Genomic DNA, 12,409 nt, shown 5'->3' on the forward strand with positions numbered 1-12,409 from the left:
TTTTAACTCTAAAGTTTATATCCAGTTCTGCTCTTAAACCGTTTCAAAATTACAGAACTCTCCACCCTGGTGATTCCCTCCACTGCATACAATTCATTATTAATAAACACTTCAAGCATCTGAAAGTCTTCAACTAGTACATGCATATGGAGTGTACTTGGACCTGTCATCTGATAAATGCTTGCAACATTTGGATTGTCTGCAAGGTTTTGTGCTACTTCCTGCAATTGTTTTGGCTCTACATCTACTTCAAAAAAAGCAGATACCTGCTTGCCGAATTTTTCCGAATTAATGACGACAGTGAATTTTTCGATTACACCCTTTTCCTTCAAATTCTGGATTCTATCTTTAACTGCGACACGTGATAGTCCAACTTTTTCAGCAAGCTCGACATAGGATAATCTTCCGTCTTCCGCTAATTCCTCTAATAGTTTCTTATCGATTTCATCGTATTTCATGTAACGTCACCTCTTCATTGGTTCTGTTTAACTTATATATAAATTCACACCGATCGAAACTAATATAATTATAACACAAATAGAATATAAATATAAATAATCACAATCAAAGTGAAAGTGATAATCGATTAATACTTTATTATTGTATTGACAAATAACAAATGATTTCGTAGTATATTATATAATTCAGAAAACAACAGGAAGGGTTGGATACATATGCTTTCTTTTACGAACCAATCTTCGCCATACCCGGTAACAAGAAATGCGACTTATGCGAAAAATGGGATGGTGGCAACATCACAGCCGCTAGCTGCGCAGGCTGGGCTGGATATTTTAAAAAAGGGCGGCAATGCAATTGATGCAGCGATTGCGACAGCAGCTTGTCTTACTGTCGTAGAACCAACATCGAATGGAATTGGCGGGGATGCATTTGCATTAGTATGGACGAAAGATAAACTGCATGGGTTAAATGCAAGTGGCAGATCGCCGAAGAATATTTCAATTGAAGCAGTTAAAAAATCTGGTTATGAAGAAATTCCGGCATATGGCTGGACCCCGGTAACTGTTCCAGGGGCACCGGGAGCCTGGGCTGAGCTATCTAAAAAGTTTGGCAAGCTGCCATTAACAGAAGTGATGGAACCGGCAATTAAATACGCTAGAGAGGGATTTCCCGTTTCACCAACATTAAGCAAGTACTGGAAGAAAGGTTATCAAGCATATAAACAGCGCTTGAAAGACCCAGTTTTTGAACAATGGTTTAACACATTCGCACCAGATGGCCGTGCACCAAAGGCTGGTGAAATATGGTCATCTCCTGATCATGCGAAAACACTAAAGTCAATTGCGGAAACAAACGGGGAATCTTTTTATAGAGGAGAACTGGCTGAGAAAATTGCTGCTTTTTCAGAAGAAACGGGCGGTTATCTCTCTGCAGAGGATTTGGCCTTATTTCAGCCGGATTGGGTTGACCCAATTAATGTAAATTACCGTGGCTATGAAGTGTGGGAAATACCACCTAACGGACAGGGGATTATTGCACTTCAGGCATTAAATATTTTAAAAGGATTCGAGTTTGCAGAGAAAGAATCTGTCGATACATATCACAAACAAATTGAAGCAATTAAACTGGCATTTGCTGATGGTCAGATGCACGTGACCGAAGAAGAGCATATGAAATTTGTTTCCCAGGATATTCTGAGCGATGCTTATGCAGGAGTTAGGAGAAAATTAATTGCTGAGGAAGCAATGCAGCCTGAAGCAGGTGAACCAAAGGGAAGCGGGACAGTTTATCTTGCGGCTGCCGACAGTGAAGGGAATATGGTTTCATTTATTCAAAGCAATTATATGGGCTTTGGCTCTGGTTTGGTAGTGCCAGGCACAGGAATAGCACTGCAAAATCGCGGCCATAATTTTTCGATGGATCCAAGTCATGTAAATGCTCTGGCAGGTGGAAAAAGAACCTATCATACAATTATCCCGGGATTCCTGACAAAAAATAATCAGGCAGTTGGCCCATTTGGAGTAATGGGCGGATTTATGCAGCCACAAGGTCATGTTCAGGTAATTATGAACACAATTGATTTTGGTTTGAACCCGCAAGCAGCACTGGATGCACCGAGATGGCAATGGATGAGGGATAAAACGGTCGAAGTGGAAAATCGCTTTGGCCATTATCTCGCACAAGGTTTGGCTGATCGTGGGCATGATATTCATATGCAGCTTGAGCCCAATAGCTTCGGCAGGGGGCAAATCATCTGGCGTGATCCGGCAAGCAGCGTGTTGATTGGCGGAACGGAATCCCGGACAGATGGCACAGTTGCCCCGTGGTAGAAGAATTAAACTACAGCAAAGGTACGTGACTTATGCAAACACAGTGGAATATTTTTATTGCTTTTTTTCGTGTTGGAATACTTGGCTATGGAGGCGGACCAGGGTCTATTCCCTTAATTCATAAAGAAGTAGTAGATAAATATAATTGGATGGATGCAGAAGAATTCGGCGATTTACTGGCATTGGCAAATACACTGCCAGGACCGATTGCTACCAAATTATCTGGATATATTGGCTATCGCGTTTCCGGATTCTGGGGGATGATGAATGCTGTATTTGCTACAATGTTTCCGACAATTATTTTAATGATTGTTTTATTGACATCTCTGTCATCCATTAAGGAGTTTGACTGGGTTCAGGGAATGGTTGCAGCAGTCATTCCGGTTGTCGGGGTGATGCTGGCTGTATTGACATGGCAATTCCTCGACAAAGCTGGAAAAGGAATGGGCTGGCTGCAGACGGGAATAATGGGGTTGATTATTTTTGTTCTGCTGCAACTTTTAACGATTCATCCTGGAATTATTATCGGCGCATTACTGCTCATCGCATTATTTAAAAAAGATAAGTCCACGGCCAAAGAAGGTGAGCCATCATGATGAAATACTGGGAGATATTTCTGGCATTTTTTATTCCGGGTATCCTTGGGTATGGTGGTGGACCTGCATCGATTCCCCTAGTTGAAAATGAGGTAGTGAAACGGTATGAATGGATGACTGTTCAGGAATTTAGTGAAGTGCTGGCACTGGGAAACTCACTGCCAGGACCGATTGCTACGAAAATGGCTGGATATATTGGTTATGATGTAGGGGGAATATTAGGCGCAGCAGTAGGGGTTTTTGCTGCTGTGGCTCCATCACTTATCATTATGATTTTATTGCTTGGGCTACTTACGAAATACAAGAATTCTTCTAAAGTGAAGCGGTTGACCCTGTATGTCCGTCCGGTTATAGCTATCCTGCTTGGGGTTATGGCATGGCGATTTTTCTTTGAATCATATGAGGGGATTGGATTATGGCAGACAGCAATTATAACAATTGCAAGCTATTTGCTGATGGAGAGGTTTAAGGTGCATCCGGCGTTTGTTATAGCTGGTGCACTCGTGTATGGCGGTTTTTTATTATAGGAACGTTAAATTAAAAAGGAGCCTTTCATGAGGAATCATGAAAGGCTTTTGTAACTATCTATTCCACCAGTCCCAATTTCTTCAATCCATTAAAAATTCCTGAATCCGTTACAGATGCCGTTTTATGTTTGGCATATGGAAAAAGATCGGGGTCTCCATTTTCCATGGCGAATCCTTCACCAACACTTTGAAGCATTTCTTTATCATTCATTCCATCACCGAAAGCAATCGCCTGTTCTTTCGATATGTTTAAACGTGTCAGGATGCTTTTTACAGCTACCCCTTTATTGACATTTTTTCGGATGATATCAAAGCAGTCCTGGGCCCCTTCAACATTGACCTGAGATAGGTGAATATTTGTACTTATCTCATATAATGCGGCTTGCTCTGGATTTAAATTCATGGCTGTTGCACCTAAGATATGTTTTGCAACATCATCGGTATATCTTTCATTTTGGACCAGCTGGAAAATGTCGATGAAATTTTTAACCGATGGACTATCTTGAGACGTAAAGTAGTTTTTTTCCGATGTGTACAGTACCATTTGATGGTTGTTTGATTTAGCAATCTCAATAAATTTTTCAATCGTACTCTTGTCCATTGGTTCATCAATCACAGTTTCATTTTGATATTCGGCATATGCACCATTGTAACCAATATACGAATCTACACCCAATTCCTCAGCAAGTTCCTTTACCTCATGAAGCGGTCTTCCCGTACATAGAAAAACTTCTATCCCTTTATTCTGCAGCTGAGAAATTGCATCCTTCGTCGATTCTGTATACGTGTGGTCAGGTTTTAAAATAGTTCCGTCAATATCTAAGAAGAGTATTTTGTATGTCATGTAGATCTCCTTTGGTTATAGTTGAATATAAGCAGATTTTAGCACAGTTAAGTGGAATCTGATACTTATTTACTCAAGATGATTTGCTGCCGATTATGAAATGAAAATAACCGCACTCTAAAAGAGTTACGGTTATCTCCCTAATCAAAGTGCTTTATCTTCCACTGATTCCAGCCATGCTTCTATTGTGCCGACGATGTCCTCAACTGTTCCTTCCTCAAAAGGAGACTTGAGATTAGCCGCTTCCACAAGCTCAAGAAAAGGTTTGGAACCACCTAATTTACAAAGATTAACATAATCATTCCAAGCTTCTTCTTGATTTTCTCTGGATCGCTTCCAAAACTGGAATGCGCAAATCTGTGCGAGCGTATAGTCAATATAATAGAATGGCACCTCATAAATATGCCCCTGACGCTGCCAGAATCCGCCCGCTTCCAAGTATGCATTTCCATCGAAATCCCGATGTGGAAGATAGGTTTCCTCCAGTTTCCTCCATGCCTGCTTCCGCTGATCTGGAGTCCAGTCCGGATTTTCATAGACAAGGTGCTGGAACTCATCTACCGCAACACCATATGGCAGGAACTGAAGTCCGTCAGCCAGATGGGAATATTTGTATTTATCTGTATCTTCTTTGAAGAACAGCTCCATCCATGGCCATGTGAAAAATTCCATGCTCATTGAATGGATTTCAGCAGATTCGCTTGTTGGAATCAGGTATTCAGGAATCCCGATCTTACTGCTGGAATAGAACTGAAAGGCATGTCCTGCTTCATGTGTCAGGACATCGATGTCACCTGATGTACCATTGAAATTAGAAAAGATAAAAGGTGACTCATAATCATCGATGTATGTGCAATACCCTCCGGCTTCTTTTCCTTTCTTCGCTTCCAGATCCATCAGATTGCGGTCCAGCATATATTGAAAAAATTCTTCGGTTTCATCTGATAGTTCCTTATACATTTGCTTTCCGTTTTCAATAATCCATTCCGGACTACCTTTTGGCTTAGCATTTCCACTCTGGAATTGAAGATTTTCATCATAAAATTTTAATTTCTCGACTCCAATGCGCTCTGCCTGTTTTTCATAAAGTTTTGACACTAGTGGCACTATAAAATCACGAACTTGCTTGCGAAAAATCTCCACCATAGACGCGTCATAATCAATCCGCTGCATCCGCAGATATCCGACTTCGACGAAACTTTTATATCCTAGTGTTTTTGCAATCTCATGACGTACTTTAACCAGTTTGTCATAAATATCATCAAATTTAGCTGCATTCTTTTCAAAAAATCCAGCACTTGCTGTTATTGCCTCTTTGCGTACAGCACGATCTTTGTCCTGTGCGAATGGGGCAAGTTGTGCAAGTGTATACGTTTCATCCTTGAAATCGACCTCTGCCGATGCAACAAGTCTGGAGTATTCTGAAGTCAATTTGTTTTCCTCTTGAAGCAGCTTTATAATTTCAGGGGAAAAAGATTTTATTTCACAATCAGCAATTTGGAATAACTGAGGTCCCCACTTTTTTTCAAGTTCTGTGCGAAAAGGCGATTTTACTAGTTCCTTATAAAAGGAAGTATTGAATGACTGCAACTCAGGCTCCAGTTCATCAAAAAAATCCTGCTCTGTCTGATAGAACTTATCATTTGTGTCAATTGAAGCCCGAACGTATACAAGATTAGATAATGTGGAAAGTCTATTCCGAAAAGCGTTTATTCCCTCAATTGCACTACTTGCATCATCTAAAGAATCAGCATTTTTAAAAGCTTTCAATAGTCCAGTGAATTTTTCTTTTTCCTCTTGAAGATCCGGTCGTTCATACTTATAGTCTTCGAATTTTAACATATGTGGTCCTCCTTCTGTATAGTTATAGTTTCGACATTTAAGATAGTAATCCTTTTTTGCATTTGGAAATTTAGTATGGATACGAATTATGGTGGACAGATGGTATAATGTAAAATACAGTATTTTAATAAAAGGAGTTTATCGTGAAACCTAAATTCGAACTATCAAAAGAACAAAAAGAGGACATGATGGGATCAATAAAAGGGTATTTTGAAAAAGAGCGTGATGAGGAAATTGGTGATTTAGCGGCAATGCTGATGCTTGAGTTTTTTATCGAAGAACTCGCTCCAATCTTTTACAATATTGGAGTAGAGGACAGTCATGCATTTATGACAGCAAAGCTAGAGGATCTATTCGAGATACAAAAATAGGGTGGTAATCAAAATGACGATTGATGGCAGATATCGGAAAAATATTAATCCAGGACTGGAAGTGGACATTGTTCTGAAAAAAGATCAAAAAACGGGCAATACAGTGCGAGGTATTGTAAAGGATCTTTTGACAAATTCTCAGTTTCATCCACATGGAATTAAAGTTCGACTGGAAGATGGACAGGTAGGAAGAGTTCATACAGAATAATAAACCGTCACTTGAAAAGAAAAATGTTTTTCAAGTGACGGTTATTTTTTACCCTGCTTTTGCTTCCCGTTTCCGCTCCGATGCTTCTACTACAACACTTGCAGATGCATCACCCATAATGTTTACAGATGTCCGCATCATATCAAGTACACGGTCAACACCTGCAATAAGAGCGATTCCTTCAAGCGGCAGGTTAATCGCGGCAAGAACCATTGTGAGCATAATCAGCCCGGCACCAGGAACTCCAGCTGTTCCGATTGATGCAAGTGTTCCAATTAATGCGACCATCATGATTTGAGTCAATGTCAGTTCTGCACTAAAGTACTGTGCAATGAAAACAACGGCAACACCTTGATAAATTGCAGTTCCATCCATATTAATTGTTGCACCAAGCGGTAAAATAAAGCTGCTCGTTTCCTTCGATACACCAAGGTTTTCCTGTGTATTTTTCATGGTCACAGGTAAGGTTCCAGAGCTGCTGCTTGTACTGAAGGCAACTGCAGCGGCTGGAAAAATTCCTTTGAAAAAATGAAGCGGGCTCATTTTTCCGAGTGATTTTACTGCTAAAGAATAAATAATTCCTGCATGAATGACACACGCTATAAGTACAGCAAGTATCAGCTTAATAAGTGGTAAAAGTACGCTTATTCCATGTTCCCCGACAATTGGAGCAAGTAAGCCAAATATACCAAAAGGAACCAATACCATTATCAGTGCTGTGATTTTGTACATGATCTCAGCCAATCCATCAAAGAATCGCTGTACTGGAGCTGCTTTTTCCCCGACAAGAGTAATTCCAATTCCTAAGAAAATAGCAAAGAAAATAATTTGCAGGACATTTCCTGTTGTTAATGCTTCAATTGGATTTGTAGGAATGATATTTAACAATGTATCGACGACGCCCTCTGTTTCTGCAGGTGCAGCTGCCGTATCGTCAACTGTAACATCAGCACCGGTGCCCGGCTGGATAAGGAAGCCAGCCACTAGTCCAATTGAAATGGCAATGAAGCTTGTTACTAAATAATATGATATCGTCTTACCGCCAAGGCGGCTCAGTTTTTTAATATCACCTGCACTCGTAACACCCACAACAATAGTGGCAAGAATTAATGGAACAATGATAAATTTAATTAAACGCAAGAAAAGGTCACCAAGCGGCTGAACAAAACTTGTTCGTTCGCCGAAAATCAAACCAACAATGATAGCGAGGATAAATGCAGCAATAATCTGCCAAACAAAACTCTTTTTCATGAGATTTCCTCCTCTCTAAGTTTGTACTACTATCCTATTCTTTAAATATCGAAAAATTCTAAAATAACAGGAATAGTCACTTATAAAAATAAGAGGGAAGTCCGATGGTTTCATTGACTTTATTGGGGTTCAATTGTAAACTATATAAAGATACATATTTATTTTATGAGGTGAAAAAAATGATTCAGTCAGTTATAGTAATAGGAGCAGTCTTAACAGTTGCTATCGTTGTAATTAACCTGATTCTGGTTAAAGCATCGGGCAAGGAAAAATTTACCGGCTATTATGCAAGTTATGTATTTTTTATCGCAGGATTATTGTTTATCGGATTAGCTTCCCTAATCGATAAAGTTGAAGTACTGGGCGCTGGACTTGGCGGATGGGGAATTGCATCTCTATTTGCTGCAGCGATTGGATTAATCATTGCAGTAATTGTAGATTCATACCAACAGGCAGAAGCATAAGTAAAAAGAGCGGAATTGACCGCTCTTTTTTTAATGCAGAAAAAGCCACAGTTGCTTGTGGCTTTTGTAAGTTCTTTATTTTAAATACGTACTGCCATCACGTTGCTCAATTTTGCCTTCTTTCATCAGCTTGCCAAGTGCACGTTTAAATGCTGCTTTGCTGATGTGAAATGTGCCGCGAATATCTTCTGGATCGCTTTTGTCACCAAAAGGGATGACTCCATCATTTTGCTCCAGGTGTGTTAAAATAGCCTCAGCATCTTCTCCCATGCTGTGCTGCTTCAAAGGGCGCAGAGAAACGTTCAACGTGCCATCCGCCTTAACCTCGATGACACGGCCTTCTACTAACTCACCCAGCCGCGGCTCTTCTTTCCGTTCGGTATGATGGATGAATCCGCGATAATTCTCTTCTGTTATTATCGCTGCTCCTTCTTTATCTGTATGATAAACTCTTCCAGTGACTTTTTGATTCAGTAATTCATCAGGGGCAAGTTCTACCTCTCTTGCCAAAACACCTTCTGTTGCAGGGATTGCAAGCAGCCGTCCTTTTTGGTCTTTGCCTAAAGTAACATACAGCTTATCACCAACGGCTGGCCAAACGGTTTCAAATAATGGGAGGTCATCTTTAGAAATGAGCATTTCCTTTGTTGTGCCGATATTCACGAATACCCCAAGATTCGGAATAACTTCAACTGCCTCAGCCCAGCTATACTCATCCATTACCACGGAAGGTAATTGGGCTGTTGCGGTAAGATTGCCTTTTTTATCCGTATATAGAAATACGTCTATTTTTTCTTCGGCTTCGATTTCTTTATCTGTCTCGTTATGGTGCAGCAGTGCTTCCAGCTCATCCTTTTGCAAAACATATCCTGTGTCGATTTTACGCAGTACAGTCATCGTTTGAATTGTTCCTATTGGCAACATGTTTAAACCTACTTTCTTTTTATGCATTATTTAAATTCTATTATGCCAAAAATCCTTTTAAGATTGGTAATATCCGTTCAAGAGACGTGAAATGCACCAAGTCCCGCTATGTATTGGAAAAGGGGCACCCTTCTATTAAGAGTACCCCTTTGATTTCTAAAGTAACACATAAGTTTCAAATTTTATTTTTAATCCCGTTAAAAAACGGGTGGGAAATTCTTGTTCGTGTGCTTTTTAAAAGCATTTCTTTAATGTGTATCATGGAATAACATTAACTTCTTTTTTCTTTTCTAAACTCAGCTGATATAGCTTAAGAGTCTCTTAAAGAATTTCACTTTAACCGCGGTACATGTTCCACTGGGTGTTCTCTAACTTAAGCAACGTAAGCCCTACCTGCTCTTACGTCCTTGCGACCCCTTAGTCGCGCCAGTGTGAATAAGCATCTTCAAAAACATTGCAGAATGCCAGATGACTTATTTGTTACTTCATTTGTTAACTTGACAAGCTTACCACATGAATGCAACTATGTCAAATTCACCGGTCATTTCTCAAATAAAGCAGCTCAGAAATTTTCATCGACATATAAAAGATAACTAGTGATGCAAACACTAAAATAAGAAATGGCTGATAAGGGATATATTCTTCCACTATCATTACAAATCCTGGGTCTAGATCATTAAAAATAATAACTTCATCCATTTCTAAAACGGTGACAAGTGGTGTTAATGAATAATAGCTTTCCAAGAGCAGAAGAACCATTATGCATCCGACGGAAAGTATGAACGAACGAAATAAGTAGAAAAAAGGAACAGTAACGGCTGTTATGATTGCCCCCATACAGATTAATACAATAATATCCTTCCAGCCGTATACATAGTGTTCGCTGCCAATGAAAAACGTTACGACATGACCAATTACCCATTGATAAAGAATGACACAAATTGAAAACAGAATAATAGACTGATACCTTCTCTTGACAACAGATGCAGCTGAAATGGGCAGGCTGATCAGGAACCGATTCACATTTGCGCGGTCATCATAATAAAAAATGCTGATAATGATCGTCAAGGCAGTTGCGATAAACATGAAAACAGACGGCAAAAATAATACGTAAGATATTGGTAATATTAGAATTAGAGATAGATAGGTTCCCCATGTATTTACAGAAAAATCCTGTTTGATAAACTGATACATTCGACCACCCTCTTCATATAATATCTTTCCGTATATAAATCCAAGTGGAAAGCCTATAGGAAAGGTATAAACTGATAAATGAAAATCCAACCACAATCAAGACAGGCTGTAATGCGATAATATCAAGGATAAAGCGAATGATGCTGTCATTCACTTGAATAAATGGGTTTGCGATGATGATTACAATGCCGAATGCAATTGAAAATAAAAAGACTATTTGAACGAAAAAGGCTTTCATATACGATTGAATCAAATAGTAAATCGGAATCGAAATGGACAGCATGATTGCAATGGATGCAAAAATTAATAAAACTAAAAACCAGTGCAAAGGCTGTGACTCCAGGTATGGCAATCCATAATGAGCAATTGAGTCAACAAGCCAGAGATACAGTAAGAAACCTGCACTAATAATAAGAAAGAATACATACTTCCCTAAAACAACATGTTTTTTTCTGAATGGAAGACTTGCAGTCAATCGATTTACATGGTTTTTGCTGTCATAATAAAATGCATTAAAAAGAAAACCGAGCATTGCACCAATAAAAATAAAAGTACTGGGCATATCCATTACATAGGAGAATGGAATAAAAAGTATGATAAAGATTAGATAGATTATATTTAACTGAAATTCCTTCTTAACAAGCTGAGCCACGAATCAATTCCCCTTTCGTGTCATGAAATACATGATATCTTCAAGTGTTGCATTTTCAATAATAATTTCCTCGCCATATGGATCAAAAATAGATGGATCCCCTTCGAAAAGTCCGTTGAACCCCATATCAGTTTTTTGAAGCCCGGCAAATAACTCCTTCGTATCTGCATCAATCATGTCTGTTTTGCCTTTAATGATATGAAACTGATTTTGTAATTCCTCCATGCTTTTTTGAAAAATAACCTTGCCGTGATAAATGAAAACAATATAATCAGCAATACGGTCCAGGTCTGTCGTTATATGCGTCGAAAGAAATATCGTTTGATTTTCATTAACCATTAATTCCTGCAGGTGATCAAGCAATTCTCTTCTGAAAATCGGATCCAGGCCCGAGGTTGGTTCATCCATGACGATAAATTCCGGTTCATGTGAAAGGGCAAATAATAGCGAGCATTTCATTTTCATTCCTTTAGAAAAGTGCTTTAATTTTTTTCGCAGTGGCAGTTCGAATTTTGCCAGGTAGTCCTGAAATAATTCTTCATTCCAGGTTTCATAAAATGGAGCAATGAAGGATTTCATTTTTTTAATCGTAAATTCCTCATACATGTAAAGATCATCATAGACGAAGCCAATTTTTTGTTTGACCTGATGCTCTTTATGACTGGTACCAAACAGCTTTATATCACCTTTGTCCAATTGTAAAATGTTCATCATCATTTGGATTGTCGTCGTTTTTCCGCTTCCATTTGGTCCGATGAAACCAGTAATATAGCCTTTTGGTATAGTTATATTCAAGTTTTCAACCGAAAATCCTTTGCGTTTCTTTGTCACATTGTGAAATTCAACCGTATTCATATTACAGCTCCTCTTCAAAATAAATCGTTATCCGTTCGAATAAATCAGCTTTTGTTAAGCCAAGTCTTTTTCCTTCCTGAACGACTTTTTCCAGTTCATTTTCCAGCTCACGAATCTGCCATTCCTTGAGTACATGAGGCTGCTGACCTGCGACGAACGTACCTTTGCCTACAGCGGAAATTAAATAACCTTCCTTTTCAAGGTCTTCGTAAGCACGTTTGGTCGTTATCACACTGACCTTCAGATCCTTAGCCAAAAGCCTCATGGATGGGAGTGCATCGCCTTCCTTTAGTTCACCGGAGAAGATCTGCTGTTTAATTTGTTCTTTGATTTGCTGGAAAAGAGCCTCTTTACTGTTACTGTTAATCAGAATATCCATGGAATAATCCCTCA

The 12,409-nt window shown here is 39.2% G+C and carries 15 protein-coding genes; 6 read left to right on the forward strand and 9 right to left on the reverse strand.

Annotated features, from left to right (window positions below; genetic code table 11):
• Window positions 1-8: 8 nt before the first annotated feature.
• A complete protein-coding gene (locus CIL03_RS13660) occupies window positions 9-458 on the reverse strand; it encodes an Lrp/AsnC family transcriptional regulator (protein WP_094886420.1) in 450 nt (149 codons plus the stop codon).
• 216 nt (window positions 459-674) lie between these two features.
• Here CIL03_RS13660 and CIL03_RS13665 point away from each other — a divergent pair, with 216 nt between their 5' ends.
• From CIL03_RS13665 to CIL03_RS13675, 3 genes are read left to right on the forward strand one after another with little or no spacing between them, the layout of a single operon-like run.
• Window positions 675-2,288, forward strand: coding sequence for a gamma-glutamyltransferase family protein (locus CIL03_RS13665; RefSeq protein WP_094886421.1), 1,614 nt, complete (start codon window positions 675-677; stop codon window positions 2,286-2,288).
• 32 nt (window positions 2,289-2,320) lie between these two features.
• Window positions 2,321-2,884, forward strand: coding sequence for a chromate transporter (locus tag CIL03_RS13670; protein ID WP_094886422.1), 564 nt, complete (start codon window positions 2,321-2,323; stop codon window positions 2,882-2,884).
• The gene (locus CIL03_RS13675; RefSeq protein ID WP_094886473.1) at window positions 2,884-3,411 is read left to right on the forward strand and encodes a chromate transporter; all 528 of its coding nucleotides are present in this window, start codon (window positions 2,884-2,886) and stop codon (window positions 3,409-3,411) included. Before CIL03_RS13670 ends, CIL03_RS13675 begins: the two co-directional genes overlap by 1 nt.
• A 58-nt stretch (window positions 3,412-3,469) precedes the next feature.
• Here CIL03_RS13675 and CIL03_RS13680 read toward each other — a convergent pair whose 3' ends face one another.
• Window positions 3,470-4,255, reverse strand: a complete 786-nt coding sequence (locus CIL03_RS13680; RefSeq protein WP_094886423.1) for an HAD family hydrolase — start codon at window positions 4,253-4,255, stop codon at window positions 3,470-3,472.
• Between the two features lie 144 nt (window positions 4,256-4,399).
• On the reverse strand, window positions 4,400-6,097 hold the full coding sequence (locus CIL03_RS13685) for a M3 family oligoendopeptidase (RefSeq protein ID WP_094886424.1): 1,698 nt from the start codon (window positions 6,095-6,097) through the stop codon (window positions 4,400-4,402).
• 143 nt (window positions 6,098-6,240) lie between these two features.
• On the opposite strand from CIL03_RS13685, the gene CIL03_RS13690 reads away from it, so the two are divergent.
• A complete protein-coding gene (locus CIL03_RS13690; RefSeq protein WP_094886425.1) occupies window positions 6,241-6,468 on the forward strand; it encodes a DUF2164 domain-containing protein in 228 nt (75 codons plus the stop codon).
• A gap of 13 nt (window positions 6,469-6,481) precedes the next feature.
• On the forward strand, window positions 6,482-6,676 hold the full coding sequence (locus CIL03_RS13695; protein ID WP_094886426.1) for a YwbE family protein: 195 nt from the start codon (window positions 6,482-6,484) through the stop codon (window positions 6,674-6,676).
• A 48-nt stretch (window positions 6,677-6,724) separates the two neighbouring features.
• On the opposite strand, the gene CIL03_RS13700 is transcribed toward CIL03_RS13695, so the two are convergent.
• The gene (locus tag CIL03_RS13700; protein WP_094886427.1) at window positions 6,725-7,927 is read right to left on the reverse strand and encodes a dicarboxylate/amino acid:cation symporter; all 1,203 of its coding nucleotides are present in this window, start codon (window positions 7,925-7,927) and stop codon (window positions 6,725-6,727) included.
• A gap of 179 nt (window positions 7,928-8,106) precedes the next feature.
• On the opposite strand from CIL03_RS13700, the gene CIL03_RS13705 reads away from it, so the two are divergent.
• On the forward strand, window positions 8,107-8,391 hold the full coding sequence (locus CIL03_RS13705; RefSeq protein WP_094886474.1) for a hypothetical protein: 285 nt from the start codon (window positions 8,107-8,109) through the stop codon (window positions 8,389-8,391).
• Between the two features lie 75 nt (window positions 8,392-8,466).
• Here the strand turns inward: CIL03_RS13705 and CIL03_RS13710 are convergent, their stop codons facing one another.
• The 5 genes from CIL03_RS13710 to CIL03_RS13730 all read right to left on the reverse strand — a co-directional run bounded on the left by CIL03_RS13710 (window position 8,467) and on the right by CIL03_RS13730 (window position 12,395).
• On the reverse strand, window positions 8,467-9,315 hold the full coding sequence (locus CIL03_RS13710; protein ID WP_094886428.1) for a CvfB family protein: 849 nt from the start codon (window positions 9,313-9,315) through the stop codon (window positions 8,467-8,469).
• Window positions 9,316-9,849: 534 nt separating this feature from the next.
• Window positions 9,850-10,509 carry an ABC-2 transporter permease gene (locus tag CIL03_RS13715; protein ID WP_094886429.1) on the reverse strand — a complete coding sequence of 220 codons (660 nt, stop codon included), beginning with the start codon at window positions 10,507-10,509 and terminating at the stop codon, window positions 9,850-9,852.
• A gap of 13 nt (window positions 10,510-10,522) precedes the next feature.
• Window positions 10,523-11,161: an ABC-2 transporter permease gene (locus CIL03_RS13720; protein WP_094886430.1), complete on the reverse strand. Its 639-nt coding sequence runs from the start codon at window positions 11,159-11,161 to the stop codon at window positions 10,523-10,525.
• A gap of 3 nt (window positions 11,162-11,164) precedes the next feature.
• Complete coding sequence (locus tag CIL03_RS13725; protein WP_094886431.1) at window positions 11,165-12,016, reverse strand: ABC transporter ATP-binding protein; 852 nt, start codon at window positions 12,014-12,016, stop codon at window positions 11,165-11,167.
• A 1-nt stretch (window position 12,017) separates the two neighbouring features.
• Entirely contained in the window at window positions 12,018-12,395 is a 378-nt protein-coding gene (locus CIL03_RS13730) for a GntR family transcriptional regulator (protein WP_094886432.1), read from the reverse strand.
• Window positions 12,396-12,409: the final 14 nt, after the last annotated feature.

It is taken from the genome of Virgibacillus indicus, assembly GCF_002266285.1.
GTDB classification, from domain to species: Bacteria; Bacillota; Bacilli; order Bacillales; family Amphibacillaceae; genus Virgibacillus_K; species Virgibacillus_K indicus.